This is a genomic window from Methylobacterium sp. Leaf87, from assembly GCF_001422775.1.
GTDB lineage: Bacteria > Pseudomonadota > Alphaproteobacteria > Rhizobiales > Beijerinckiaceae > Methylobacterium.
The window spans coordinates 275,395-301,846 of the sequence record NZ_LMMI01000045.1 but is presented as its reverse complement, the minus strand read 5'-3'; the positions used below and the strand labels follow the sequence as shown (position 1 = coordinate 301,846).

Annotated in this window: 28 protein-coding genes; 10 read left to right on the top strand and 18 right to left on the bottom strand. The window is 71.6% G+C overall.

The annotated features are described in order from the left end of the window. The first annotated feature begins 36 nt into the window (after positions 1-36). The gene (locus tag ASF22_RS18070; protein ID WP_056266839.1) at positions 37-1,206 is read left to right on the top strand and encodes a PHB depolymerase family esterase; all 1,170 of its coding nucleotides are present in this window, start codon (positions 37-39) and stop codon (positions 1,204-1,206) included. On the opposite strand, the gene panC is transcribed toward ASF22_RS18070, so the two are convergent. The 9 genes from panC to ASF22_RS18025 all read right to left on the bottom strand — a co-directional run bounded on the left by panC (position 1,196) and on the right by ASF22_RS18025 (position 9,241). Beyond that, a complete protein-coding gene (panC, locus tag ASF22_RS18065; RefSeq protein ID WP_056266836.1) occupies positions 1,196-2,056 on the bottom strand; it encodes a pantoate--beta-alanine ligase in 861 nt (286 codons plus the stop codon). The two genes, ASF22_RS18070 and panC, sit on opposite strands and share 11 nt — an antisense overlap. A gap of 67 nt (positions 2,057-2,123) precedes the next feature. Then, positions 2,124-2,516, bottom strand: a complete 393-nt coding sequence (locus ASF22_RS18060; protein WP_056266834.1) for a hypothetical protein — start codon at positions 2,514-2,516, stop codon at positions 2,124-2,126. Between the two features lie 65 nt (positions 2,517-2,581). Then, positions 2,582-3,811, bottom strand: a complete 1,230-nt coding sequence (locus ASF22_RS18055) for a hypothetical protein (protein ID WP_244473807.1) — start codon at positions 3,809-3,811, stop codon at positions 2,582-2,584. 152 nt (positions 3,812-3,963) lie between these two features. Continuing rightward, complete coding sequence (locus tag ASF22_RS18050) at positions 3,964-4,860, bottom strand: tetratricopeptide repeat protein (RefSeq protein ID WP_056266832.1); 897 nt, start codon at positions 4,858-4,860, stop codon at positions 3,964-3,966. Beyond that, positions 4,860-5,789, bottom strand: coding sequence for a vWA domain-containing protein (locus tag ASF22_RS18045; protein WP_056267123.1), 930 nt, complete (start codon positions 5,787-5,789; stop codon positions 4,860-4,862). Before ASF22_RS18045 ends, ASF22_RS18050 begins: the two co-directional genes overlap by 1 nt. Beyond that, a complete protein-coding gene (locus ASF22_RS18040; RefSeq protein WP_056266829.1) occupies positions 5,786-6,802 on the bottom strand; it encodes a VWA domain-containing protein in 1,017 nt (338 codons plus the stop codon). Before ASF22_RS18040 ends, ASF22_RS18045 begins: the two co-directional genes overlap by 4 nt. 1 nt (position 6,803) lies before the next feature. Then, on the bottom strand, positions 6,804-7,280 hold the full coding sequence (locus ASF22_RS18035) for a DUF4381 family protein (RefSeq protein WP_056172710.1): 477 nt from the start codon (positions 7,278-7,280) through the stop codon (positions 6,804-6,806). A 24-nt stretch (positions 7,281-7,304) separates the two neighbouring features. Beyond that, entirely contained in the window at positions 7,305-8,228 is a 924-nt protein-coding gene (locus ASF22_RS18030) for a DUF58 domain-containing protein (protein WP_056266827.1), read from the bottom strand. 8 nt (positions 8,229-8,236) lie between these two features. Continuing rightward, on the bottom strand, positions 8,237-9,241 hold the full coding sequence (locus tag ASF22_RS18025) for an AAA family ATPase (protein WP_056266825.1): 1,005 nt from the start codon (positions 9,239-9,241) through the stop codon (positions 8,237-8,239). Positions 9,242-9,501: 260 nt separating this feature from the next. Between ASF22_RS18025 and ASF22_RS18020 the strand changes: the two genes are divergently transcribed. The 3 genes from ASF22_RS18020 to ASF22_RS18010 all read left to right on the top strand — a co-directional run bounded on the left by ASF22_RS18020 (position 9,502) and on the right by ASF22_RS18010 (position 11,988). Continuing rightward, positions 9,502-10,401, top strand: a complete 900-nt coding sequence (locus tag ASF22_RS18020; protein ID WP_056266822.1) for an alpha/beta hydrolase — start codon at positions 9,502-9,504, stop codon at positions 10,399-10,401. 45 nt (positions 10,402-10,446) lie between these two features. Further along, positions 10,447-11,157 carry an MgtC/SapB family protein gene (locus ASF22_RS18015; protein ID WP_056172698.1) on the top strand — a complete coding sequence of 237 codons (711 nt, stop codon included), beginning with the start codon at positions 10,447-10,449 and terminating at the stop codon, positions 11,155-11,157. Between the two features lie 147 nt (positions 11,158-11,304). Then, positions 11,305-11,988: an SDR family oxidoreductase gene (locus tag ASF22_RS18010; protein WP_056266819.1), complete on the top strand. Its 684-nt coding sequence runs from the start codon at positions 11,305-11,307 to the stop codon at positions 11,986-11,988. 60 nt (positions 11,989-12,048) lie between these two features. Here ASF22_RS18010 and ASF22_RS18005 read toward each other — a convergent pair whose 3' ends face one another. Beyond that, entirely contained in the window at positions 12,049-12,378 is a 330-nt protein-coding gene (locus tag ASF22_RS18005) for a hypothetical protein (RefSeq protein ID WP_244473084.1), read from the bottom strand. A 227-nt stretch (positions 12,379-12,605) separates the two neighbouring features. On the opposite strand from ASF22_RS18005, the gene ASF22_RS18000 reads away from it, so the two are divergent. Next, on the top strand, positions 12,606-13,484 hold the full coding sequence (locus tag ASF22_RS18000; protein WP_056172690.1) for an NlpC/P60 family protein: 879 nt from the start codon (positions 12,606-12,608) through the stop codon (positions 13,482-13,484). On the opposite strand, the gene ASF22_RS17995 is transcribed toward ASF22_RS18000, so the two are convergent. The 4 genes from ASF22_RS17995 to ASF22_RS17980 form a co-directional block, all read right to left on the bottom strand. Further along, positions 13,462-13,920 (bottom strand): low molecular weight phosphatase family protein, encoded by a 459-nt coding sequence (locus ASF22_RS17995; protein ID WP_056172687.1) that lies wholly within the window; start codon positions 13,918-13,920, stop codon positions 13,462-13,464. The two genes, ASF22_RS18000 and ASF22_RS17995, sit on opposite strands and share 23 nt — an antisense overlap. A gap of 141 nt (positions 13,921-14,061) precedes the next feature. Beyond that, entirely contained in the window at positions 14,062-14,562 is a 501-nt protein-coding gene (locus ASF22_RS17990; RefSeq protein WP_244474333.1) for a UPF0262 family protein, read from the bottom strand. A gap of 4 nt (positions 14,563-14,566) precedes the next feature. Further along, positions 14,567-15,862, bottom strand: a complete 1,296-nt coding sequence (gene hisD, locus ASF22_RS17985) for a histidinol dehydrogenase (protein ID WP_056172684.1) — start codon at positions 15,860-15,862, stop codon at positions 14,567-14,569. Next, positions 15,859-16,326, bottom strand: a complete 468-nt coding sequence (locus ASF22_RS17980) for a DUF2948 family protein (RefSeq protein ID WP_056172680.1) — start codon at positions 16,324-16,326, stop codon at positions 15,859-15,861. Before ASF22_RS17980 ends, hisD begins: the two co-directional genes overlap by 4 nt. Positions 16,327-16,608: 282 nt before the next feature. On the opposite strand from ASF22_RS17980, the gene ASF22_RS17975 reads away from it, so the two are divergent. Beyond that, positions 16,609-16,923 (top strand): hypothetical protein, encoded by a 315-nt coding sequence (locus ASF22_RS17975; RefSeq protein WP_056267120.1) that lies wholly within the window; start codon positions 16,609-16,611, stop codon positions 16,921-16,923. A gap of 38 nt (positions 16,924-16,961) precedes the next feature. Here ASF22_RS17975 and murA read toward each other — a convergent pair whose 3' ends face one another. After that, on the bottom strand, positions 16,962-18,251 hold the full coding sequence (gene murA, locus ASF22_RS17970) for a UDP-N-acetylglucosamine 1-carboxyvinyltransferase (protein WP_056172677.1): 1,290 nt from the start codon (positions 18,249-18,251) through the stop codon (positions 16,962-16,964). A gap of 136 nt (positions 18,252-18,387) precedes the next feature. Then, positions 18,388-18,618, bottom strand: coding sequence for a hypothetical protein (locus ASF22_RS17965; protein WP_056266817.1), 231 nt, complete (start codon positions 18,616-18,618; stop codon positions 18,388-18,390). 424 nt (positions 18,619-19,042) lie between these two features. On the opposite strand from ASF22_RS17965, the gene hemA reads away from it, so the two are divergent. Continuing rightward, on the top strand, positions 19,043-20,359 hold the full coding sequence (gene hemA / locus ASF22_RS17960) for a 5-aminolevulinate synthase (protein WP_056266814.1): 1,317 nt from the start codon (positions 19,043-19,045) through the stop codon (positions 20,357-20,359). A 3-nt stretch (positions 20,360-20,362) separates the two neighbouring features. Here the strand turns inward: hemA and ASF22_RS17955 are convergent, their stop codons facing one another. Beyond that, the gene (locus ASF22_RS17955; protein WP_056266811.1) at positions 20,363-20,881 is read right to left on the bottom strand and encodes a TspO/MBR family protein; all 519 of its coding nucleotides are present in this window, start codon (positions 20,879-20,881) and stop codon (positions 20,363-20,365) included. Positions 20,882-21,143: 262 nt separating this feature from the next. Between ASF22_RS17955 and ASF22_RS17950 the strand changes: the two genes are divergently transcribed. Next, positions 21,144-22,322, top strand: a complete 1,179-nt coding sequence (locus tag ASF22_RS17950; RefSeq protein ID WP_056266808.1) for an aminotransferase class V-fold PLP-dependent enzyme — start codon at positions 21,144-21,146, stop codon at positions 22,320-22,322. 75 nt (positions 22,323-22,397) lie between these two features. Next, positions 22,398-22,826: a hypothetical protein gene (locus tag ASF22_RS17945; RefSeq protein ID WP_056266807.1), complete on the top strand. Its 429-nt coding sequence runs from the start codon at positions 22,398-22,400 to the stop codon at positions 22,824-22,826. 7 nt (positions 22,827-22,833) lie between these two features. Here ASF22_RS17945 and mdoH read toward each other — a convergent pair whose 3' ends face one another. Beyond that, positions 22,834-24,738: a glucans biosynthesis glucosyltransferase MdoH gene (gene mdoH, locus ASF22_RS17940; RefSeq protein ID WP_082483803.1), complete on the bottom strand. Its 1,905-nt coding sequence runs from the start codon at positions 24,736-24,738 to the stop codon at positions 22,834-22,836. A gap of 227 nt (positions 24,739-24,965) precedes the next feature. Between mdoH and ASF22_RS17935 the strand changes: the two genes are divergently transcribed. Next, complete coding sequence (locus ASF22_RS17935; RefSeq protein ID WP_056267113.1) at positions 24,966-26,441, top strand: glucan biosynthesis protein; 1,476 nt, start codon at positions 24,966-24,968, stop codon at positions 26,439-26,441. Positions 26,442-26,452 lie beyond the last annotated feature (11 nt).

Sequence of the window (26,452 nt, the reverse complement as noted above, 5' to 3'; positions counted from 1 at the left end):
CCCTGGTGCCGCGCAGAACCTGAAAGCGAATCTCCGATGAGCGATCAACAGAACCGGATGCAGGACCGCTTGGCCGACAAGATGGAGGCGACCCGGCTCACCGCCACGGGGCGCCTCGGCGACGCATCGGCTCTGATCCAGCGCAGCATGAACGAAGGTCTCGAGCCGCACGGCCACGTGTCCCAGCCAGCAGAAACCGCCGGTCTGACCGACCGCCTGCGCAAGGTGGTCGAGTCGGTGACGCAGGGTCTGGAGCGCAGCGTCGCGCCCGTCCTGGAAGGGCTCGGCGTATCGGGCCGCGTCGGGCGCAGACCGGACGAGGAGGCGATGCCCGCCACCCCGGAGCCCGCCACCACCGGCGAGAGCAGCTTCACCGACGGCAGCCATACGGGTCCGCACGGGACCCGCGAGTACAAGCTGTTCGTGCCCAAGGCCCATCCGGGCACCCGCCCCCTGGTGGTGATGCTTCACGGCTGCAGCCAGTCGCCGGCCGACTTCGCCGCCGGCACCGGGATGAACACCCTGGCCGAGACGCACGGATTCTATGTCCTCTATCCCGGCCAGACGAGCCGGGCCAACGGGCAGCGCTGCTGGAACTGGTTCCAACCGGGCGACCAGGACCGCGAGGCCGGCGAGACCGGCATCATCGCCGGCATGACCCGCGCGGTCGTCGCCGAGCATCGGATCAATCCCCGCCACGTCTTCATCGCCGGCCTCTCGGCGGGCGGGGCGGCGGCGGCCAACGTGGCCCACGCCTATCCCGAACTCTTCGCGGCGGTGGGCATCCATTCGGGGTTGGCGGCGGGGTGCGCCCGCGACGTCTCGGCGGCGTTGACCGTGATGCGCCTCGGGCCCGTGGCGGCGGCCGATTGCATCGCCCCCGTCACGCCCATGCCGACCATCGTGGTCCACGGCGAGAGTGACGGCACGGTCAATCCGCTCAACGGCGAGCAGGCGCTCACCCAGGCGGGCATCGCCGGTTTGACCCCCGAAGTCACCGAGGCCGTCAGCCCCGGCGGACTTCCCTACATCCGCACCCGCTACGCCGATGCGGCCGGGCACGTCTCCGTCGAGAGCTGGTTGGTCCGGGGACTCGGCCACGCCTGGTCGGGCGGCACTATGTCTGGAAGCTACACCGATCCGCGTGGGCCGGACGCGTCGCGCGCCATGCTGAACTTCTTCCTCGCCAACCCCCTCAAGCCCTGAGTGCGGCCACGTTGTCGATGAGGCGGGTGCGGCCGAGATAGGCCGCCGCCAGAACCCGTACGGGCCGGCTGGCCCGCGTCGCCGGCTCCAGGGTCTCGGCGTCGCGAACCTCCAAATACTGCACGGGCGAAAAACCCGCCGCCTCCAGTTCGGCCCGGCCCCCGGCCACCAGCGGCTCCGCCTCGGCTCCGGCGGCGAGGCCCGTGGCGATGGCCGACAGGACCGCATGCAGGCGCGGCGCGGCGCGGCGCTCCTCGGGGCTGAGGTAGCGGTTGCGCGAGGACAGGGCGAGGCCGTCCGCCTCGCGAAGGGTCGCCACGCCCTGGATCTCCACGGGCAGGTCGAGGTCGCGCACGGCGCGGCGGATCACCTGAAGCTGCTGATAATCCTTCTCGCCGAACAGAGCGATGTCGGGCTGCACCCGATTGAGGAGCTTCGTCACCACGGTGGCGACCCCGGAAAAATGCCCCGGGCGGAACTGGCCGCACAGGCCCTGCGAGAGGCTATCGACCTCGACGCGGGTGGAAAAGTCCGGCGGATACATGGCAGCGACATCGGGCAAGTAGGCGGCATCGGCCCCGGCCTCCGCCAGGAGGGCCAGATCGGCCTCCGTATCGCGCGGATACCGCGAAAAATCCTCGGTCGGGCCGAACTGCGTCGGGTTGACGAAGATGCTCGCCACCACGCGGCGTCCCAACACACGCGCCCGCGCCACGAGGGCGAGGTGGCCCGCATGCAGGGCCCCCATGGTCGGCACCAGCACCACGGATTCGCCGGCCTTGCGCCACGCCGCGCCTTGCGCGCGCAACGGCGCCACGGCCTCGAAGCGAAGGAGGGATGAATCGGGCATTGCGGCTTCCGTCCGGGTCACGGGTCTGGCCGCAGACCTAAACGCCCGCCCGCATCCGCGCCAGTCGTTAGGGACAGTAGGGCAGCAGGGGGCGGCCGTAGGGATCGTCGACGCCCAGCGGCGGCGTGAAACCGTAATAGCTCGGTTTGCCGAGGCCATAGGCGGAACCGACATAGCTCGGGTCACCGGGCCGGTCGGTGGGCACGGGTGCGCGGCGCGGGATGCACCCAGCCACGCGACGGCGTGGGACGGGGGCCCGGCGCACCACCGAATCGTCGCCTTCGGCCCGGGGGAAAAAACGCGGCAACGGCGCGACACCGTCGAGCGCTTCATACCCTTCGGTGGGGCGCCCGGCGTCGAGGAAGTCCGCCGCACGGGCCGGCCAGCCGACTAGAAGGCCGAGGGCGATCAGCCCCCCCGGGCGCCAAGACCGCCCCGTCGCCGTCACCCTGCGCCGCATCCACCCACTCCCCGCGCGTCAGGGTTGGCAGAGGGACGTAAACCGGTGGTTAACCATGCCGGCCCTCAGGCCCGCCCGTCGAGGTCGGCCAGACGTCCGCGATCGGTTCCGGTCGGAGCGGCGGCTCGGACCGGCCGACCGAGGCGACGCGCGAGATCCGTCAGGTCGGGGGCGGTGACCGAACCGCGCCCGTAGAGGGTGCCGTCGAGGGCATCGAGGCCGGCGGCGATGGCGGGGTCCGCCCGCCAGGCCCGCGCGAGATCCGGCGCGCCCTGGAGGACGGGTGCGAGGCGGGCCCGGAAGGCGGTCGCGTCACCGGCGGCGGCGGCCAGGACGAGGGCCCGTCGGGTCGCGCGATCGAGGCGCTGGCGCGACCGCGTGGGCGCCCCGAACCCGACGAGCGCCAGACCGAGCCCGAACGCGGCCAGGGCCGCCCCGACCACGACGAGGGGCGAGGCCGGCGTGATCGGCTTGGCGTCCTCCTCCCGGTCGGGCAGGCCGCCGCCGATCTGCCGGGCCGGAATCTCGGCCTCCCGCAGGGTGCGGGACACGGTGTCGAACCACGGGATGATGATGGCGTCCAACGGGATCACCTCCGCGATGGCGGGGCGCACGTCCCACTGGTAGGTCGCCCGGGCGATGGGCCCGGTGGGGGTGATGATGGTCTCGCGGGTCACAGGTCCGGCGAAGGTGAGGATGCCGCGCGTGCGCATGACCGGCCGGGGCGGCAGGCCTTCGGCGACCATGCCCTGCGCCTCCAGGGTGACGATGCGCCGGGTGCTCTCGCCGATCTTCACCGTCTCCGGGTCCGGGCTCCACGAATCCGTGATGGTGACCTCGCGGGCCGGAAGCCACCATGGCTCCTTGGCGTCGGGCCCGCCGACGGGCTTCGTCCAGTTCGCGACGGAGAGCTGCACCGGGGGCGAGGGCACGTCGACCACTTTCCGGACGCCGCCGTCGTTGACCGTCAGCCGGTGGAGGAACGGCTCGATGGTGAAGTCGCCCGCATGGTGCGGGAAGATCGCCACCACCCGGTCGAACGCGATGGCGACCTGCCCGTCGGGCAGGCGCGTCTTCGACCACGTATCGCGGCCGAGTTGGGTCCAGCTGAAATTCGCCAGCGACGGCTGGATCACCTCCTCCAGCAGGATCGGCTGGCGATAGACCCCACGGATGCGCAACAGCACCATCTCGCGGGAGAACGGATCGGCGTTGCCGTTGCGCTCCGGGGTCACCGTAAGGGTGAGGTCGCCGGGGTCGATCTCGGCGCGAGCGGGGGCGTTCGCGAAGAGCATGATCAAAATCAACATCGCAAGGGATGTGATGCCAATCCCCGCAGACGGCTGCCGATCGCAGCGCGGGTCCCCTCTCCTGGAAGGAGAGGGACAGGGTGTGGCTCCTCCGCCAGAACCGGTCAGGTTCAACGACCGAGGCCGACGGCCAAAGCTCACCATGGGTTGCTCCCCCCCGGCACGGCCGTGCCGGCCTCGACGCGCACGGCCTGCTCGGCCTTGAGGCGCAGCTTGAGATAGCGGCCGGGATCGTCCGGCAGGGTCTGGAGCCAGAGGCGGTCGGGCCGGATCTCGTGGGCTTCGAAGCTCTTCGTCACCCGGCGCGCTTCCCGCTCGGGCGCGGCGGCGACCATGGCCGAACCGGCGCCCGTGCGCCCGCGCCCGGCGGCGTCGCTGGCCGAGCCCCGCGCTTCGCCCTTGCCGGAATCCACCGAGACCTGCTCGGCCTTGCCGCGCCGCGCCACCTTGCTGTTGCCCGGCGTCGAGGAGGTGGTGCCACCCTCCTTGTTGCCGGCCAGGCCCTCGCCGCTGGAGGTCGCCTGAGTGTCGTCGTTGGGGTCCTGGTTCGAGGTCTTGTTGTAGCGCGCGCCCGTGGTCGCGGTCGCGTTGGCGACCCCGCCGCCCTTGCCGGGATCGCCCGCCCCTTCGTCGACGAGGCGGGCGATGAGGGAGCGGTTGGCCTGGGCGTCCGCATCGCGCGGGTTGTAGGTGAGCGCCGCGTCGTAGGCGTCGAGTGCCCCCTGCAGATCGCCGGCCTTCGCCAGGGCGTTGCCGAGGTTGTAGGACCCGCGCCGCCCGGCCGCGCGGAACAGGGCCGCGGCTTCGTCGTAGCGCCCGGCTTGGTAGAGCGCCGGGCCGCGCCACGCCGGATCGTCGAGGATGGCGGCGGCGGCACCGGGCAGGCCGAGGCCCATGAGCGTGCGCCCGAGGCCCGTGCGCGGCTGCGACACCCCGGCGAGGCCGAGAATGCCCACTCCTGCAAGGCCAAGGCCGGCCAAGCGCGCCCAGGTGGTCCAGCGGCGCGGGCGGGGAAACGGAAACGCAAGTGGCATCAGGCGCTCCGGCGGAACAGGGCCAGCGCCGGCAGGAGCGCCAGCAGGATCAGCCAACGGCCGAGATCGGCGAAGGCCAGGACGGTGTAGCCGCCGGCGGCGAGGTGCTGGGCCGTACTCGCCCCGACGGTATCGAGGACGGGCCCCGGTGCGTCGAGGTCGGCGAGGCGTCCGCCGCCCGCGGCGACGAGGCGCTCCAGCGCCGCGCGGTCCGGTTTCGGCGACCCGGCCGGCAGGCTCGGACCGGCGGGCACGAACACGCCGCTCAAGGCCCAGCCCTTGGCCCGGATCGCCGCGGCCTCGCGGGCGGCGGCCTCGCCGATCCCGTCGCCATCCGTCACAAGCACCACGTCGCCCGCGATGACGCCGGCCTCCGAAAGAGTCCGGCGCGCCAGGGCGAGGCCGCGTTCGGGGTGGGTGCCCCGGTCGGGCACCGTGTCGCCGTCGAGCGCGAACAGGGTGGAGGCGAGGGCGTCGCGATCGGTGGTGGGCGGGATCGCCAGATAGGCGTCCCCGGCATAGACCACCACGGCGACGCTGCGGGTGCCGGCCGCCTGAGCGACGCCCTCGGCGATCTGGCGCACGTCCTTGAGGCGGCCTCCCTCGGCGACGGAGCGCGAGAGATCGACCACCACCACGGTGGCGTCGAGGTTGCGGAAGGTGGTAGCGTCGGGCCGTTCCACGGCGGGTCCCGTGAGGGCGAAGGCAATTAGACCGGCGGTCAGCGCCGCGGCGAGGTTCGCCTGCCGGCGCCCGCCGAGAACGGCGCCGCGCCGGGCGAGCAGCGCCATCAGGCCGGGATCGACGGCCTTGGCCCAGTCACCCAGCGGCGCCGAGCGCCAGGCCGCGCGAAGGGCCAGGATCGCCACCAGGGGGATCGCCACGAGCCACCAGGGCCGCAAGATCGCCAGGGCATCGAGGACACTCACGCGACCCGCCTCGCCGCCAGAAGGCCGGCTGCGCACAGGAACGCCACGGCGGCGGGCCAGGGCCACAGGTCCTTTCGCAGGGGCACGGGCGGCGCCTTGGCGCGTCCGCCCTCGATCTCGTCGATGGCGTCCGCCATGCCGACGAGGTCCTCGGTGGTCTTCACCCGGAACATCCGGCCGCCGGTGAGTTCGGCGATCTCCCGTAGGGTCTCGGTGTCGACCACGTCCTGCTCGCCGTCGGCGTTGGAGAGGTCGCGGGGGCCGAGCGCGATGGTGTGGACCCGGACTCCGAGTTCCTTGGCGAGGCCCGCGACGTCGCGCGGCGTGGTCTGGCCGGCATTGTTGGCCCCGTCCGTCATCAGGATCACCACCTTGGCGGTCACGGGCGGCCCAGCCTCGCCGGTCTCGGCCGAGGATGGTGGGGTCAGGCGCTTCAGGGCGAGGCCGAGGCCATCGCCGATGCCGGTGGAGCGGCCGACGAGGCCGATGGTCGCCTCGTCCAGTGCCCGGGCGACGGTGGCGGTGTCGAAGCTCGGGCTCGCAGCGACGTAGGATTCGTTGGCGAAGATCACGAGGCCGATGCGGTCGCCGGCCCGACGGCGGATGAAGTCGGTGCCGACGCGCTTGACCGCCGCCAGCCGGTTCACGGTCTGGCCGTCGAGGGCGAAGTCGCGCCGCTCCATGCTGCCGGACAGGTCCATCACCAGCATGATCTCACGGCCCGAGGCCGGCAGCGCCGTGGCGGGCAGGACGAGGCGGGGACCCGCCAGCGCGGCGACGAGGGCCACCCACAGGGTCCAGACCAGCACGGCGCGGCCCCGCCCGCGCGCGGCGACGCTGTCGCCCCGGGCCGCCGCGGCGACGAGGGTGGCGGGCACGCGCAGGGCCCCGCTCGAGCCGACCCGCTCGGCCGGCATCAGGCGCGCCGCCAGCAGCGGCAGGGGCAGGAGCAGCAGGGCGTAGGGGCTCGCGAGGTCGAACGCCGAGGCTAGCGCGGTGAGCCAGTTCGGCATGTCAGGCCCCGATCCGCTGCATCAGCCGGACGAGCTCGGCGTCGATGGCGCCGGGCTCGGACGCCTCGCGGCGGTAAAGGCCGTCGGCGAAGGTCCGGCCGGCGCCCTTGGTGAAGAAGTCCGTGGCGAACAGGCCGTCGAGGGTGGCGGCCCAATCGCTCCCCTGCGTCGAGGCCGCGGCGTCGCCCCGCAGGGTGCGGGCGAGACGGCGCAGGAGTCGTGCCTGGGCGACCCGGCGCGGCCCCGGCGGCAGGGCGTTGGCGGCGGCGAGTTCGCGCGCGGCGGCCCGGCGCACGGTGTTGGCCTGCCGCGCCCTCAGGTACCGGACGAGGCCGACGAGGAGGGCCGCCGTGAAGCCCAGCGCGATGGCGAGCACCACCGGCCCCTGCGCCGCGCCGGCGGTCTCTGCGGGCAGGTGCAGCCCGCGCAGCTGGTCCAGGCTGGCGGGGATGTCGGCGGGGGCGTTTGCGGGATTCATGGGCACCGTCCGCCGGTGCGGGTTTCACAGCACCGCATCGAGCCGTTCCATGAGGGGAGCGTAGGCCTCCGGTCCGGCCTCGACATCGAGGCGCAGGCCCTCGATGCCGCGGCGGGCATACTCGACGAGGCGGGCATCGGCGTCGCCGGGCAGGCGGTCCGCCCGGCTCGCCTGCACCGTGCCGCGCCGGCCGTCTTGGGTGGCGAAGGGGTAGAAGCCCGGGGGGCGGGCCCGCTCGAAGGCGTCGCTGACGAGCACCAGACGGATCGACAGGCGCTCGGCCATCACCGTGAGGAGGTGCTCGAAATCCGCGCCCGGATTGTCGAGGGCGGTGCCGAGGACGAGGTGTCCACCGGAGGGCAGCAGGCTCTGGGCCAGGGTCAGGGCGCGCGACAGGGGCGGGTCCTGGGTCGCGGCGTCCGCCAGGGCCTGGGCATGGGCCATGGCCAGCGCTCCCGTGACGGCCGTCATGGCACGCTCGCCCCCGGCGGGGCGCACCACCACGGGTTCGTCCGCGCCCACCGCCACGAGGCCGACCCGGCCGCCATCGCCGGCCACCCGCCAGCCGAGGAGCACGAGGGCTTCGGCGGCGGCCACCGAGCGCAGGGCCCGGCGGGTGCCGAACAGCATGGAGGGTCTGAAATCCACGAGCAGCACTACGGCGCGGTCGCGCTCGTCGTGGTGGGTGCGGACATGCAGGATGCCCGTGCGGGCGGTGGCGTTGCGGTCGATGTGGCGGCGGTCGTCGCCCTCGGACCACAGGCGCACGTCGTCGGGCTCGGAGCCGCGCCCGCGCCGCCGGGTGACGATGCCGCCGGGCAGGCCCGCCAGGGTGCGCGTCGCCGGCGAGGTGCCGCGCCGGGCGAGGTGGCGCAGCCCCATGAGGGCCTCGCCCGAGAGGTGGATGCCGGGCGCCTGCGTCGGATCGGCGACGGACGGGGAGGCCATGGCGGGGCTCAGAGCGCCCGCACCCGCTGGACGAGGTCGCGGATGATGCCGCGCGCGGTCCTGCCCTCGGCCGCCGCCCGCCAAGTGAGGCCGATGCGGTGGGCCAGGGCGTCGGCGGCCAGATCCGCGATGTCCTCGGGGACGACGTGGTCGCGTCCACGCAGGTAGGCGCGCGCCTTGCCGGCGAGCATGAGGGCCAGGGTCCCGCGCGGCGAGGCCGGGTGCTCGATGGAGGCGCGCAGATCCGGCGCGGCCGAATCCGTGCGGGTGCCGGCCACCAGGCGCACGAGGTAGTCCTTCAGGGCGGGCGCGACGTAGACGGCCAGCGCCGCCTCCCGCGCGGCCCGGATCTCGGCAACCGAGAGTTTCACCGGCATCGCCTCGGCGTGGTGGTTCAGCTCGCCCTCGACGAGGTCGAGGATGCGGCGCTCGGCGGCCTCGTCGGGCATCTCCACCACCACGTGGAGGAGGAAGCGGTCGAGCTGGGCCTCCGGCAGGGGGAAGGTGCCGGCATGCTCGATGGGGTTCTGGGTCGCCACCACCATGAACGGGTCGGGCAGGCCGTGGGTGTGGCCCGAGACGGTGATCTGGCCCTCGGCCATGGCCTCCAGCAGGGCCGACTGAACCTTGGGCGGGGCGCGGTTCACCTCGTCGACGAGGACGAGGGAGTGGAACAGGGGGCCGGGCAGGAACTCGAAATCGCCGGCATCCTGACGCCATACGGTGGTGCCGGTGAGATCGGCCGGCATGAGGTCGGGCGTGCACTGGATCCGGGCGAAGCTGCCGTCGAGGCCGTCCGACAGGCGCTTGACCGCGCGGGTCTTGGCCAGGCCCGGCGCACCCTCGATGAGGAGGTGTCCGCCGGTGAGCAGGCCGATGAGCAGACGCTCCACCATGATGTCGGCGCCGATGAGCCCATGCAGCAGGCCGTCGCGCAGGGCGAGGACCCGCGCATGCAGGGCTTGATCGAGTGGCGGCGCGGCCGGACGCTCGGCCAGCACGGCACCGCTCATGCGCACGACTCCGCGCGGGCGAAAACAGCCTTCGGGGCAAGGACGGTCAGCCGTACCATGCGCGTCTCCTCGACGATTTTTGGTGCGGGTTCTTAAGCGACCCACGTCGTCCGGGTGTGCCGGTGCGGGGCCCCAGCGTCAATCCCGCGGGCGCGGCCCGATGGCCGCACGGTCGATGTCGGGCAAATTGCCCGACGGCGCGTGGTCGGCCGCCGGGGGCGGCCCTACATCCGGCTCTCCATCGTCGGAGCCCGCGCCCCGTGACCACGGACCTCTTCCCCGGTTTCTCCGCCCCCTGGATCGACATCCCCGCCGGGCGCTTCTTTGCCCGGATCGGCGGGCCGGAGGACGCACCGCCCGTCCTGCTGCTGCACGGCTTTCCCCAGACCCATGCCTGCTGGCACCGGATCGCACCGGCGCTGGCCGAGACCCACCGGGTGATCTGCCTCGACCTGAAGGGGTACGGCTGGTCGGCCGCCCCCGAGGGCGATGCCCGGCATGAAACCTATGCCAAGCGTACGCTCGCCCGGGACGTCGTGGCCGTGATGGAGCATCTCGGGCACGTGCATTTCGCGCTCGTCGGTCACGATCGCGGCGCGCGCATCGGCTACCGTTTGGCCCTGGACGAGCCCGGCCGGGTCGCCCGCCTCGCGCTGCTCGATATCCTGCCGACCCTGGTGCAGTGGGAGCGTATCGAAGCGTCGAGCGGGTCCGCGCATTGGAAGGATCTCGCCCGTCCGGCGCCCGAGCCGGAGAACGAGATCGGACGCAATCCCGACGGCTATTTCGAGGGCCTGCTGCGCGACTGGAGCAATGCCAAGTCGCTCGATGCCTTCGCGCCCGCCGCCCTCGCCCTCTACCGGCAGGGCTGGGCCGTGCCCGAGCGCATCCATGCGATGTGCGAGGATTACCGGGCCGGGGCGACCCGCGACCGCGAGGCGGATCTGGCCGATCTCGCCGCCCAGCGCACGATCCCCTGCCCGACCCTGATCCTGACCGGCGACGGATATCTCGACCGCAGCGCCGAGGCGCCCCTCACCGCCTGGCAGCGCACCTTCGCGCCCAACGCGACGGGCGTCGATCTCATATCGGGGCACTTCCTCGCGGAGGAGAACCCCGAGGGCACACGCGACGCACTGCGCGCCTTCCTGGCGGCATAGGCGGATCCGTCACGGTTCCGTCACGCGGGATCGCGATGACACGGCATGCTCCTGTCCTCGCCGCTCCCCGAATTCGTCAATTCCGCCGTCAGCCTCATTGTCGCCTTCGCACTCGGCACCCTCATCGGAGCCGAGCGGCAGTATCGGCAGCGCACGGCGGGCCTGCGCACCAACGTCCTCGTGGCCGTGGGGGCGGCCGCCTTCGTCGATCTCGGCATGCGCCTGGAGGGGGCGGCCGGCGGCACCCGCACGGTGGCCTACGTGATCTCCGGTGTCGGCTTCCTGGGCGCCGGCGTGATCATGAAGGAGGGCATGAACGTGCGTGGCCTCAACACGGCAGCGACCCTGTGGTGCTCGGCCGCCGTCGGCGCCTTCGCGGGCGCGGACTTCCCCCTGGAAGCCGCCTTCGTCACGGCGGCCGTGCTCGCCGGCAACACCTTGCTGCGCCCCCTGGTCAACGCGATCAACCGGGCGCCGATCGATGAGAGCCAGACGGAGGCGACCTACGAGGTCCAAGTGACCGTGCAGGCGGAGTCCGTCGGCCCCGCGCGAGACCTTCTCGTCGAACGCCTCGAGGCGGCGAACTACCCCGTCGGCGGGATTGAAGTGGTGGAGCGCGGCGAGGACACCGTCGAGGTGGTGGCGACCCTCGTCGCCACGGCGGTGGCGGCGGCCGAACTCGACGCCGTAACGACGGCCCTCGAACGCATGCCCCTCGTCACCCACGCCACATGGTCGGTACAGACCGCCGATTGATGGCCCAATCCCGCGTGCGCCCGCGCACCTCCAGGGCGTTCCGGCGCATTGCCGCGGGATGATCCGCGACCGACCTCAGACGCATCGGGTCCACGCGCGACCAGGCTCCGCCCTGGCCACGATCCCGGACCGTGAGGATCGAACACCATGGCAGACCAGAAGAACGCACTCATCGTCGGGGCCTCGCGCGGCCTCGGTCTCGGCCTCGTCGAGACGTTCCTGCAGCGCGGCTGGCGGGTCACCGCCACCCAGCGCTCGACTGCGCCGGGGCTCGCAGCCCTGTCGTCCGACGCATTGCGCATCGAGACCGCCGATATCGACGACGATGGCGCCGTCGCGTCCCTCCGCGAAACCCTGTCGGGCGAACGCTACGACCTGATCTTCGTGGTCGCCGGCGTCGCGACGCAGGCGCATGAACCGCTCCACGCCGTTCCGCGCGACGTGGCGGCCCAGGTCTACCTCACCAATGCGGTGAGCCCGATCCGCTTCGCCGAAGCCTTCCTCGACCGGCTCGCGCCGAAGGGCCTCGTCGCCTTCATGAGTTCGGTCCTCGGCAGCGTCGGCCTCAACGAATCGGGCGGCTGGGAGAATTACCGGGCGAGCAAGGCGGCGCTGAACACGCTGGCCCGCAGCTTCGAGGTCCGCCACCGCGACGCCGGCTTCGGCGTGATGCTGATGCATCCGGGCTGGGTCCGCACCGAGATGGGCGGGGCGGACGCGGACATCGACGTCGCCACCAGCGTCACCGGCATGTCCGACGTCATCGAGGGCCGCCTCGGCCAGACCGGCTGCGTCTACGTCGACTACACTGGCAAGACGCTCGACTGGTAGTCGAGACGCTCGACTGGTGGTCGAGGACCGATCGCCCCGAGCGACCGGGGCGGTCCGAACCTACCGGCTCAAGGGCGGACGCCCGCGCCGCTCGACGATGACGGGCGGACGGGTGCGGCGCTCGACGATCACCGTACGCGGCGCACGGTTCGGGCTGCCGGCCGTCAGGATGCGTTCGGGCATCCGTTCGGGCTTGGCCTTCGCGGCGGCCAGGACATGCGGGCGGATCTCGTCGGCAGGCAGGCCGATCAGGCCGGCGGCGATCTCGACCTGATGCTCGACCTCGTCGGCGAGATCCTGCGCGGCGGCCACCGCCTCCGGAATCGTCGGTGGCTCCCGGCGCACGCGGATCGGCGGCAGGTCCTTGAAGGATTTCGGGGTCTTCTTCACGGCAGGACTCGCGCTCGGCATTCCATCACCATACGCCGCGGACAGGCTATGTGCAGTGCACAAAATCGCGTTCGGCGGTTGCGTCGCGGACATCGCTGGGGAATTGAGTTCACGGAGCCGGACGCTTCGGTTTCCACGCAAAGGATGCGCCGGCCGCAAACCGCCTTTCGAGACGTGTCGAAATGACGCACCGTTGCGGCCACCAACGGCGCGACGGATAAGTGGTCATGCTCGACGACCTTGCCGATCTCTCCGACCCGCGCCTCATCCCGGCCCGACCCGATCTAGCCGACATCCGCCTGCGCGGCAGGATCGCGGCGGCCCAATACGTCGTGGGCGAGGCCCGCCGGGTGGTGGTGCCGTCGGCCCCCCTGCGGCGTGCGCCCCGGTTCGATGCCGCCGTCGACACCGAGGCGGTGATGGGCGACGCGGTGACCCTCTACGAGGCCGAGGAAGGCTTCGCCTGGGTCCGACTCGGACACGACGGCTATGTCGGCTACCTGGCGGAGGCCGCCCTCGGGCCGGTCGATCCCGCGCCGACGCATCGGGTCACGGCCCTGCGGACCTTCCTGTATCCCGGCCCCGACCTGAAGCTCCCCGCCACCGGATACCTCACCCTCGGCGCCCGCCTGTCGGTGGTGGGCGAAGCGGGCGGGTATCTCCGCCTCGCCACGGGCGACCATGTCTTCGCCGGCCATTGCGCCGCCCTTGATCGGACGGACACGGATTTCGCCGCCACCGCCGAACGTCTCGTCGGAACCCCCTACCTCTGGGGTGGCCGCACCAGCCTCGGCCTCGATTGCTCGGGCCTCGTCCAGCTCTGCCTCGACCTCGCCGGGATCGCGGCGCCCCGCGACGCCGACCAGCAGGAGGGCGGTCTCGGTGCAGCCCTCCCCCCCGGCCTCGACGGGCTCGCGCGCGGCGACCTCGTGTTCTGGCGCGGCCATGTCGGGCTGATGCTCGATGCCACCCGGCTCATCCACGCCAACGGCTTCCACATGGCGGTGGCGGTGGAGCCGCTGCGCGACGCCGTCGCCCGCATCCTGGAGAAGAGCTACGGACCCGTGACCTCGATCCGACGACTCATCCCTTCAGCCGCGACTTGATGCGGTAGATCAGGCCGTCGCGCACGTCGCGATAGCCGTCGAGGCGCTGGTCGCGGGAGCCTTCGTGAAAGTTCGTCGGGTCGGGCGTCGGCCAGTACTCCACCTCCACGGCGTTGGTGCGGGTGAGCTCCAGGGCGGCGTGGTGGGCCTCGGGCGCCAGGGTAACGATGAGGTCGAAGTTCAGCCCCTCCCACTCCTCGAGTTCGGCGAGCGTCCGCGGCTTGTGGCGCGTCGCATCGATGCCGATCTCGTCCAGCGCGGCCACCATGAACGGATCGGCGGGCTCGCCCGAGCGGACCCCGGCCGACTGCACGTAGATCGACTTGCCGAAGTAGTGGCGCGCGATGGCCTCCGCCGCCAGCGAGCGCACGGCGTTGAAGTTGCACATGAACAGGGCGGATTGGACACGCTTCTTCGGGCCGGCCTCGTCCGCCATCCGGTCACTGTCTCCGGGCGCTGGAGTCGACGGCTCCAGGTCTTAGTGAACGATATCTTGGTGGACGAGGTCTTGGTGGACGCACGAAGCCTTCGGGGTGCGGCTGCCGCGCGATGGACGTCACGTTCGGGAGAGCGCCGCTCAGGCCTTCCAATGCAAGGCAAAGACCAGGGTGAACAGGCGCCGCGCGGTCTGGTGGTCGAGGTCGACCTTGCCTTCGAGGCGCTGCTTCAACAGGTCCGAGGCTTCGTTGTGCAGGCCGCGCCGCCCCATGTCGATGGCCTCGATCTGGGTCGGCGAGGCCGTCTTGATGGCGTTGTAGTAGCTCTCGCAGATCATCTCGTAATCGCGGATCACCCGCCGGAACGGGGTCAGCGACAGGAGGTGCGTCATCACCGGATCGCCGGATTCGTGGCGGATCGCGAAGGCGAGCTTGCTCTCGACCAGCCCCAGGGTGAGGGCGAACGGCCCCTCGCGCCCCGGAATCGCGAAGCTGTTCTCTTCGAGGATGTCGAAGATCGCGATGGCGCGCTCGTGCTCCTGGTCGGGGTTGCCCCGGCCGATGGACTCCTCGTCGAGGGTCACCGCCACGAGGCGGTTGGGAGATTTCGGCTCCGTGGATTTGGCCGCGCCGGGCATCATCGCCTCACAGGTTCAGGCGGATGGCCACCGAGCGGGCGTGGCCTTCGAGACCCTCCGACCGTCCGAGGGCGATGGCCGAGGGTCCGAGCGCCCGCAGGCTCTCGGGGTCGCAGCGCAGGATCGTCGTGCGCTTCATGAAGTCGAGGACGCCGAGCCCGGACGAAAACCGCGCCGAGCGCGCCGTCGGCAGGACGTGATTGGGGCCGCCGACATAGTCGCCGATGGCCTCCGGCGTGTGCGAGCCGAGGAAGATCGCCCCGGCGTTGCGCACCTTCGCGGCCAAGGCCTCGGCATCGTCCGTCTCGATCTCAAGGTGCTCGGGCGCGAGGCGGTCGACCAGGGGCACCGCCTCGTCGAAGTTCCGCACCACGACGATGGCGCCGTAATCACGCCAGCTCGCCCGGGCGATCTTCTCACGCGGCAGGGTGACCAGGGCGCGCTCGACGGCCTGCTCGACGGCGTCGGCAAGCTCGGCCGAATCGGTGATGAGGATCGATTGGGCGGCCTCGTCGTGCTCGGCCTGAGCGAGAAGGTCGGCCGCGACCCAGTCCGGATTGGCGTGGGAATCGGCGAGGATCAGCACCTCGGACGGGCCGGCGATCATGTCGATGCCGACCTGCCCGAACACCCGGCGCTTGGCCGCCGCGACCCAGGCATTGCCCGGCCCGACGATCTTGGCCACGGGCGCGATGGTCTCGGTTCCGTAGGCCAGGGCCGCCACGGCCTGGGCACCGCCGACACGGTAGACCTCGTGGACGCCGGCGAGATCGGCGGCGGCGAGCACGAGGGGGTTCATCGCCCCCTCCGGCATCGGCACCACCATGACGACGCGCGGCACCCCGGCGACGCGGGCCGGAATCGCGTTCATCAGCACCGAGGAGGGATAGCTCGCCGTCCCGCCGGGTACGTAGAGGCCGACGGATTCGAGGCCGGTCCAGCGCCAGCCGCTGGTGACCCCGAGGGCGTCCGTGCCCATGTGGTCGCCCGGCACCTGGCCTGCATGGAAGGCTTCGATGCGGGTGGCGGCGAAGCGCAGGGCTTCCAGGGCGTCGGCCGGACACGCGGCGATGGCGGCCCGGATCTCATCGGCCGTCACCCGCAGGGTCGCGGTGGTGAACGCCTCGCCGACGCGGTCGAAGCGGCGGGTATAGTCGACGAGGGCCGCGTCGCCGCCCGCGACCACGCCCGCGATGATGCCCCGAACGGTCTCGTCGACATCCTCCGAGATCTCGCGCTTCACCGTGAGCAGGCGGGCGAAGCTGTCCGCGAAATCGGCGGCGCCGGAATGGAGGCGGATCATGCGTTGCGTCCCTCGACGGCGGCGCGGGCGGCGGCGACGGCCTCGTGATCGGGTCGGCCATCGACCTCCCAGACGGGTCCGAGATCCTTCATGCGCACCTCGATGCATTCGAGGTCGAGCTGGATCGCGGCATTGCCGGCGAAGATCAGGGTGGCGGTGCCGGACGGAGCCTCGCCCGGCGTGAAGGTGACGGCCAGGAGTTCGAGGGGGGTGTCGGACGACGCGCCCGGTACGATGCCGCGGCTGCGCACGCCGAGCACCCGCTCGAAATGCACGCCCGTCAGGCGTCGACGCGGCGCTGTCCCCTCCTCCGTCGACCAGTCGAACCGCCGGGCCACCAGCACGAAACGATGGGTGTCGGTGAGATAGGCCAAATCCTCGGCCCGCAGGATCGCGTCCTGCAGGTGAGCCGAGATCACCGCGAGGTCGTCGGCATCGAGGGCGGCGAGCTTCAGAAGCTCCATGGCGGGGTGTCGCGCTCTTCGGGTTGAACCGGGCCGATCCCGGAACATGGCAACTCTTGCGTCCCGTAGGTAGCGAGGCCGTCGGCCCACGGCAACCATGGGCGCGCGGGCGTTCGTACGACGGGGCGCGGGACGGCGTGGAACGAGAGGTCTCAGCCGTCGTTCATCCGCATCGGTCTAAGGCTCGTCCCCGAGACCCTACAAGCTCGGCCCCCGCGACCCATGGGCGAACACGTCGGCTCGGGCGACGGGGATGACGGAAAGGACAGTTCGGTGAAGCGCATTCTCCTGGCGATCGCGACGGCCGCGACCCTCGGTACCGGCCTCGGCGCGTTCGAGGCCAAGGCTCAGTATTACGGCGGCGGCTACGACGACGACCGTCCCCGGCGTTTCGAGCGCCGCTACGACGAGGACCGCTACGAGCGCCGCCGTGACCGCTACGACGATCGCTTCGACGGACGTCCCCGCGGCGGACGCGGCGGCAGCATCTGCGTCACCGCGCGCGGCAATTGCGGCACGCGGCCCGCGCCCTACAACGCCCCCTGCGGCTGCGAGATTCCCGGCTTCGGTTTCAAGCGCGGCGCCGTCGGCGGCTGATCATTCCGCGCCGGCCCGTCGGGGCCGGCGCGCCTCACCTACGAGCGGACGCGGGTGATCTCGGCGCCGCAGCGCGCGAGCTTGGCCTCCAGGGCCTCGAAGCCGCGATCGAGATGGTAGACCCGGTTGATGCTGGTCTCACCCTCGGCCGCGAGCCCGGCGATGACCAGCGACACCGAGGCGCGCAGATCCGTCGCCATGACGGGCGCTCCCTTGAGACGCTCGACGCCCTCCACGATGGCGAGATCGCCTTCGAGGCGGATCCTGGCGCCGAGGCGTGCAAGCTCCTGCACGTGCATGAAGCGGTTCTCGAAGATGGTCTCACGGATGTTGGATTGGCCCTTGGCCAGGGTCATCAGGGCCATGAACTGCGCCTGCAGGTCTGTGGGAAAGCCCGGGAACGGATCGGTGGTGACATCGACGGCCGCGATGCCGCCGCCGTTGCGGCGGATGCGGATGGTGTCGGTGCCTACCGTGATCTCGGCGCCCGTGGTCGACAGCACGTCGAGGGCCGAGTGCAGCAGGTCGGCCCGGGTGTTCTCCAGGGTGACGTCGCCGCCGGTCATCGCCACCGCCATGGCGTAGGTCCCGGTCTCGATCCGGTCGGGCAGCACGTCGTGGCGGGCGCCGTGCAGGCGCGAGACACCCTCGATGGTGATGCGCGGCGTACCGGCGCCCTCGATCCGGGCCCCCATCTTGGTGAGGCAGGCCGCGAGATCGACGACCTCGGGCTCGCGTGCGGCGTTCTCGATGAGGGTGGAGCCGTTGGCGAGCGCCGCCGCCATCAGCGCCACGTGGGTGCCGCCGACCGTGACCTTGGGGAAGTGGATCTCACCCCCGCGAAGACCGTTCTTGGCCTTCGCCACCACGTAGCCGCCGTCGACCTCGACGGTGGCGCCGAGGCGCTCGAGCGCCATCAGCAGCAGGTCGACGGGGCGCGTGCCGATGGCGCAGCCGCCCGGCATGGAGACGCGGGCCTCGCCGAAGCGCGCCAGCAGGGGCGCGATCACCCAGAAGCTCGCCCGCATGGTCGAGACGAGTTCGTAGGGCGCCGTGGTGTCGATGACGTTCGAGGCGGTGAGCCGGATGGTCTGGCCGGTCTCGGTGGTCTGGCCGGGACGCTTGCCCACCACCATGTGGTCGACGCCGTGGTTGCCGAGGATGCGCAGGAGCGCGTTGATGTCGGCGAGCCGCGGCACGTTGCCGAGCTCCAGGGTCTCGCCGGTCATCAGGCTGGCGATCATCAGGGGCAGCGCGGCGTTCTTGGCACCCGAGATCGGGATCACGCCGTTGAGCGGCCTGCCGCCGATGATGGTGATGCGGTCCATTGCTGTCCAACCTTACGCTCTGGTCCCGCCCCCGGGGGACGTTCGGACCGGTCTCGCGGAGAGCCCGCGGCCCGCCTTCCATGTCGTTGAGCCGGCGTATACGCGAGTTTTGTCGGAAAAGGGATTGCGGCCCAGCTCAGGCCGGATCGCCCTCGGAGGGTTGCGGCGGATCGCCATCCGGCGGACTGGCGACCGGCGAATTCGCATCGGACGGATCGGGAGGATCCGGGGGCGTGGGTCCGGTCCCGTCCCGAAACCTGCCGTCCGGCGCCTCGGAGCGACCGCGCACCTGCGCCTTGCGGCGTCGGAGATTCTCCCGCAGGGCCGCCTTGAGGCGCTCGGCCCGCCTGTCCGTCTGATCGGTCATGGTTCTCCAAGCGGCCTCGGGGTGGCACGCCAACGCTTCAATCCGCTCGCGGCTTCGATGGGAAGCCGATTTTTCGATCGTCGCATCGGCGTCCTACCGCGAAACCCGGACGGAGCGGCTCCCACGCGACGCATCGCCACGACGACGGCGCCTATCAGGCGGCCTCACCTGACGGCACCGTCAAGCTGCAGACCAGGGCTGCGGTTGTCGACTTGAACCAATTCCAAGTTCGCTTGTATCGTGCCGTCCGCGCTGGGGAAGCCAGCCACGACGCGGAGCGTTCGCTGTCTCCCGAACAGGCGGCGACGACACTTTGCTAAAATCAATCGCGAAGACCTCGTCTGGCAAGAGGGTCCGCGCGGAAACGACCCCGCCAGAGGCCGCGATCCCACCGCCGGCCAATCAGCCCAAGCGTGAAGGACGGATGCCCGTGAACCGGATGCCCGCGACGAGCGAGATCAACGAGAGCCGCAAGATCCAGAAGACCCGTCCGGGTCGGACCCAAGCCGATTACGACGCCTACTTCCGCACCGCCCTCGACCACCTCCACACCGAGCGCCGCTATCGCGTCTTCGCCGATATTGAGCGCATCGCCGGACGCTTCCCCACGGCGCATTGGCGCAAGCCCGACGGCGGCACCTCCGAGATCACCGTGTGGTGTTCGAACGACTACCTCGGCATGGGCCAGCACCCCGACGTGGTCGGCGCCATGACCCAGACGGCGGCGCGCTGCGGCGTGGGCGCCGGCGGCACCCGCAACATCGCCGGCAACAATTCCCCCCTGGTGGACCTCGAGCGCGAACTCGCCGACCTGCACGGCAAGGAGGCGGGCCTCGTCTTCACCTCGGGCTACGTCTCGAACCAGGCCGGCATCTCGACCATCGCCAAGCTGCTGCCGAACTGCCTGATCCTGTCGGACGCGTTCAACCACAATTCGATGATCGAGGGCGTGCGCCATTCGGGCTGCGAGAAGCGCATCTTCCGCCACAACGATCTCGCCCACCTCGAAGAGCTCCTCATCGCGGCGGGCGATCGCCCGAAGCTGATCGCCTTCGAGAGCGTCTATTCCATGGACGGCGACGTCTCCGACATTGGAGCCATCTGCGACCTCGCCGAGCGCTACGGCGCCATGACCTACCTCGACGAGGTGCACGCCGTCGGGCTCTACGGCCCGCGCGGCGGCGGCATCTCCGAGCGCGACGGGGTGATGCACCGCGTCGACGTCATCGAGGGGACCCTGGCCAAGGGCTATGGCTGCGTCGGCGGCTACATCACCGGGTCCACCGTCCTGTGCGACGCCGTGCGCAGCCACGCGCCGGGCTTCATCTTCACCACCGCCCTGCCGCCGGCCATCGCCGCCGCAGCTCGCGCCTCGGTCCGCTATCTCAAGCGCTCGAACGTCGAGCGCGAGGCGCACCAGCGCCAGGCCAATCGCACCAAGATCGCCCTCGAGGCCGCCGGCCTGCCGGTGCTGCACACGCAGACCCATATCGTGCCGGTGATGGTCGGCGATGCCGAGCTGTGCAAGGCGGCGGCCGACCATCTGCTGGAGCATCACGCCATCTACATCCAGCCGATCAACTACCCGACCGTGCCGCGCGGCACCGAGCGCCTGCGCATCACCCCCTCGCCGTTCCACGACGACGCCAAGATCGCCAAGCTGACGGCGGCGCTCATGGAGACATGGGACACCCTCGACCTGCCGCGCGCCGGCACCGTGTTCGTGGAAGCCGCCGAGTAGGGCTCAGTTCAGCCGCCAGAGCGCGAAGTTCAGAACCGTCGCGAAGCCGACCCAGGCCGCGTAGGGCACGAGCACTCCGGCGGCGGCACGGTCGAAGCGCCACGACAGGCGGATGGTCCAGAGGATCATCACGAACATCGCCCCCGAAACCACCACGCCCGTGCCGATGGCGTGAGCGGCGAAGAAGGTCGGGGTCCACGCGGCATTGAGCGCAAGCTGGACCGCGAAGGCGATCACCGCCAGCCGCCAGCCCTCCCGGGTCGGCCCCGTGCGCGGCTTGGCGCCCAGGAGCCGCCACGCCGAGAAGGCGATGAGTCCGTAGAGGATCGTCCACGCGACGGGGAACGCCCAGTTCGGCGGGTTGAAGGACGGTTTGGCGAGATTCGCGTACCAGCCCTCGATGTTGGAGCCCGTCGAGAGCGACCCGACCAAGCCCGTGAGGACCACGGGCAGGATCGCCGCCGCCAGACGGGGATAGCGGGGCAGGGCCGGCTGGCCGGGCACATGCAGGGTAGCGGTCATCCGTCTCGGGGTCCTGGTTTCAGTGTCTCTGGGCGACAAGTCTCGGAGCGGCCGACACGGCTACCGGGGGGCGACACGGTCTTCGGAGGCTGGCGTCGGAACGCTGTTCGAGGGGCCATGGTTTCATGAAGCCGGCCCCGGACTCGGACCATACGACAGGTCTGTGCCATGGGGTCCGTGCCATGGGGCCGGTGCCGTCGCCAGGAACGCGTCCTGGAGACCTCCACCTTCCCCCAGACCCGCGAACGACAGGACCGGAGCCATGCCGGACGAAACCACGCCCCACCCCTTCCAGGCCCGCAGCCTCGCGGCCCAGGCCATGGGGCGAATCGAACCGGTGACCCGGGCCGTGGTGGCGCCGCTCCACGTCTCGACCACCTTCCTGCGCGATCCGGACAACGGCTATGCGTCGGGCTTCTCCTACGCGCGGCCCGACAACGCCACCGTGCGCGAGGCCGAGGCCGTCATCGCCATGCTGGAGGAGGCGCGAGCCGGGGCCATGCTGTTCGGCTCCGGCATGGCGGCGGCCACGGCCGTGTTCACCGCCCTGGAGCCCGGCGACCACGTCGTCGCCCCCCTGGTGATGTACTGGGCCCTCAAGCGCTGGCTGCGCGAGGAGATGCCGCGCCGGCACATCGCCATCGACTTCGTCCCCATGGACGATCTCGATGCCCTGCGGGCCGCCCTGCGGCCGGGCACGACGAAGCTCGTCTGGATCGAGACGCCGGGCAATCCGCTCTGGACGGTGACCGACATCGCCGCCGCCGCCCGCCTCGCCCATGCCGCGGGGGCACGGCTCGCCGTGGATTCCACCGCCGCCTCGCCGATCCACACGCGGCCCCTCACGCTCGGGGCCGACATCGTGATGCATTCGGCCACGAAGATCCTCAACGGGCATTCGGACGTGGTCGCGGGCGTGCTCGCCGGCGCCGAGGCGGACGCGTTCTGGTCGCGACTCGGGACGATCCGCGCCGGGGGCGGTGCCATCCTCGGACCGTTCGAGGCCTACCTGCTCATGCGGTCCCTACGCACCCTGCACCTCCGGGCCGCCGCCCAATCGGCCTCGGCCGCGGAACTCGCCCGCCGCCTCGAGGGCCATCCGGCGGTGAGCGCCGTGCTGTATCCGGGCCTGCCCGACGATCCCGGACATGCGGTCGCCGCGCGCCAGATGGACGGCGGCTTCGGCTTCATGCTGTCGATCCGGATCGCGGCCGGCGAACAGGCCGCCATCGCCGCCGCCGCCCGGGTCCGCCTGTGGAAGCGCGCGACCTCCCTCGGGGGCGTCGAGAGCCTCATCGAGCACCGGGCCTCCGTCGAGGGGCCGGGCTCGCCCTGCCCGCCCGATCTCCTGCGCCTATCCGTTGGTATCGAGGCCGTCGACGACCTTTTCGGGGATCTCGACGCGGCCCTGCGGGGGGACGACACCCCGGACAGGCAGTGATTTTCCTCGCGGACGTACGGGGCCAATGCCGAAGCTTCGCGTTGTCGGCTGAGAGTTCCCCCGGAGAGACCCGCGATGACGAACGCCCGATCCCTGCTTGCCGGCCTCACTGCCGGCCTCGCGGTCCTGCTGCTCGCGGGGGCGCCCGTTTCGGCGGCGGACGGTCCGCCGAACCTCGATATCGAGAAGACCTGCCGCTCCGCCGCCTCGGCCAACGTCAACGACAACGCCAGCAAGGACGGTTGCCTGCGCTCGGAGCGTTCGGCCCGTGACGAGGTCAAGCGCCGCTGGGGCGAGTTCACGCCGGCGGCCAAGCGCCAGTGCGAGAAGCAGTTCGATGCCGGAGGGTTTCCGTCCTACGTGGAAATGGTCACCTGTCTCGAACTCGCCAGCGGCACGGGGCTGAAGTCCGACGGCAAGCAGGGCGGCGACAGCGTCACGAAGGAGCCGGCCCCGAGCCAGCGCACCGACCCCATCGAAGTCCTCGGCAAGCCGGCGCGCTGACGCTCGCTCAGGACACCGGGGCCTCGCTGGCCCGGAGGTCCGCGACCTCGGCGAGGTTCGGCCGTTCCGCCCGGACCTCGGTGCCGCCGCGCGATTGGGCCAGGGCGGCGAGATCGGGCGCGCGCCGCGTGTCGTCGACGGTGAGGAACAGGTCCAGGTCCTGCGCCCGCCGGCCGAGATCGGCCCGGCTGGTCAGCACGCTCTGGGCCGGGCTCGACAGGAGGCCGAGGGCCACGGGCGCCATCCACAGGGCGAGCCACGGGTCGGCGGCATAGGCGAGCACGCCGGCGAGGAGGCCACCGGCCACCAGGGTGTCGACCTGCAGCCGGCAGGCCTCCGCCCACGGCACCCGGCGATCGTCACGGACCTGCACGTCCCAGCGCACCACGCGCCCGACGAAGGTGGTGGCGACGGCGCCCGCCGCGAACAGGGTCATCACCGGCCAGAGCAGCACCCAGATCACCTGTTCCAGCGCCGCGCTCTTCAGGAGCGACGCGGTGCCGCCGAAGGCCGCCCGGCGCTCCGCCGAGACGAGGACGTGGCCGAGGCTCAGGGCTTTCGGCAGGGCGAGAACGAGGACGACGAGGGCCGCGAGCCCATGGGCGGCCGCCCCCGTGCCGGTGAGACCGTAGCCGAGGAGACCGAGATCGCCGGTGGTCGCGGCCTGGACGGTGCCGAGCGCCAGGAACGCCACCCAGAGCGGGCAGGCCATGTAGGAGAGGATGCCGACGGCGAGGTGCCAGCGGCTGGCGGGGCGCAGGCCCGGCATGGGCACGACGCGCAGGTGCTGCATGTTGCCCTGGCACCAGCGGCGCTCGCGGCCGAGCAGATCGACGAGGTTCGTCGGCATCTCCTCCCAGGTGCCGCCCATCTCGGGCAGCAAGCGCACCTCCCAGCCGGCCCGACGCAGGAGCGCGCCCTCGACGATGTCGTGGCACAGGATCTCGCCGCCCAGCGGCGCCTTACCGGGCAGGACGGGGAGTTCGGCGTTGTTGGCGAAGGCCTCGACCCTCAGAATCGCGTTGTGCCCCCAGTAGCTGCCATCGGGCCCCTGCCACGTTTCCAGGCAGCGGATCGACAGGGGGGCGTAGAGACGCACGGCGAATTGCTGGACGCGGGCGAACAGGGTGTCGCGGCCGGTGGCGTAGCTCACGGTCTGGATCAGGCCGACGCGGGGGCTCTCCTCCATCAGACGGGCGAGGCGGCGCATGGCCGCGCCGGTCATCAGGCTGTCGGCGTCGAGCACGATCATGAAGTCGTACTCGGCCCCGTAGGTCCGGCAGAACTCGGCGATGTTGCCGGCTTTCCGCCCGGCATTGTCGTGGCGGCGGCGGTAGCGCAGGTGCGGCAGGCCGGGACCGTTCTGGGCCGCCCAGGCGGTGATGCGGGAAAATTCGTGCTCCTCCACCGCCGCGATGGCGCCGTCGCGGGTGTCGGACAGGACGAACAGGTCCATGTCGGACCCGTCGCCGCCCTCGCGCTGGAGCGAGCGGGCCATGACCCGGAGGGCCGCGAACACCGCGACGGCGTCCTCCGCGTGGATGGCCACCACGGCGGCCGTCCGGCTCCGGCCCGAAGCGATCGCCGGCACGGTCAGGGAGCGGATCTCGAGGTCCGACTTCGCCCGGTCGCCGAGGGCGTCCGCGACGAGGCCGTAGACGTATTGCCAGGCCACGAACGACTGCCAGGCCATCACCAGGCAGAACAGGACGAGGACGGAGCCGGCGAGCCAGCCGGTGGGCGGGCCGTAGGCGATCCCCGCCAGGGTCGCGATGAGGGCGGCCGTCGCCAGGGTGGGCCCGGCCAGCATCAGCCGGCGTGCGAGGAGGGAGTGCTCCGAAGCCGGTCCGCCGGGGATTTCACCGCCTGGGATTTCGGCAACCTGAGCGTCGTGCGACAACCGCTGGGACATGGGGCGCGGGACTCTCGTACGAGGGGAGCCAAGCGATGCCCGATCACGGGGACAGGCACACGATGGGCGATGGCAACGGTGGGGACGGGAACGGGCCGACCGGCCCCGTCTCGCGGCGGCAAGCCCTGCAGACGCTCGGCGCGGCCACGGGCATGCTCCTGCCTAGTATCACCGATCTGAATGGTGCCCGAACGATGGCTGATCCGCTTTCCGACCGGACCACGGCCATGACCTTCGCGGAGCTTTCCGAGCGGGCGAAGGCGCTCGCCGCCAGCCCGTACCGGCCGCACGCCGACGACCTGCCACCCACCCTCAAGACCCTGACCTACGATGGCTACCGGGGGATCACGTTCCGCCCCGCGGCGAGCCCGCGCCTGGGCACCCACTTCTCGGCGCAGCTGTTCCACCGCGGCTTCCTGCAGTCCAAGCGCGTGGATCTCTACCTCCAGCCGGCCGAGGGGCCGCCGAAGCCCATCGCGTACGGCCCGGAGCTGTTCGACCTCGGCCCCGCGTTGCAGGGCCAGACCTTCCCGGCCGACCTCGGCTTTGCGGGTTTTCGCCTCCACTACGCCTTCGACGAGGCCCGACCGGCGATCCAGGAGGAATTCCTCGTCTTCCTCGGAGCTTCGTATTTCCGCCTGCGCGGCAAGGGCCAGGAATACGGCCTGTCGGCGCGGGGGGCGGCCATCCGCACGGGCGGCCCGGGCGCCGAGGAATTTCCGGACTTCACCGCGTTCTGGATCTGCGAACCGAAGGACGACGCCCGCACCCTCGAAGTACTGGCGCTCCTCGAATCCCCGAGCCTGACGGGCGCCTACCGCTTCGTCGTCGCACCGGGCGATCCCTCGACCCTGCGGGTCGAAGCCTCGCTCCACCCGCGAACCGCCATCGACCGCCTCGGGCTGGCGCCGCTCACCAGCATGTTCCTCCACGGGCAGAACGGGCCGGGTGCGCAGGGCGCCGAGCCCTTCGACGATTTCCGCCCCCAGGTCCACGATTCCGACGGCCTCGCCGTCGTCACCCGGGGCGACCGGCTGTGGCGGCCCCTGGTGAACGGGCGGCGCGATCCGCAGGTCTCCGCCTTCGCCGTCGATCCCCTCGACGGGTTCGGTCTGCTTCAGCGCGAGCGGAATTTTGCCGCCTATCTCGACGTCCAGGCCCGTCATGAATACCGGCCGGGCCTGTGGGTGACCCCGGAGGCGGGGTTCGGCGCCGGTGCGGTGCAGCTCTTCGAGATCCCATCGCGCGAGGAGTACATGGACAACATCGTGGCGGCGTTCGTGCCGGCCGCCCCCGTCGCGGCGGGACGCCCCCTTGCCCTGCGCTACACCCTGGCGACGGTGGGCGCGGAGCCGGCGCGCGTCGTGCCGGGAACCCTCGCCCGCGTGGTGTCGACCCGCGTCGGCTCGGCCGAACGCCTGCGTCCGACCACGCCGCCGAGCCCGGGCCGGCGCCTCTACGTGGTAGATTTCGAAGGGCCGGGCCTGCCCCGCGATCCGGCGGCCGCCCTCGCCGCCGACGTCTCGGCCAGTGCCGGCACCCTGGTGGACCCGGTGGTCGAGTTCGTGCCCCAGACCGGGGGCTGGCGGCTCTATGTCGAGTGGCGCCCGCCCGCCAGCCGCCCGCCCGGCGACGTGGTGCTCCGCGCGCGCCTGCTCGTGTCGGGCAGGGCCGTCACGGAAACCTGGGACGCGGCGGCCTGAACGCCCAGGTT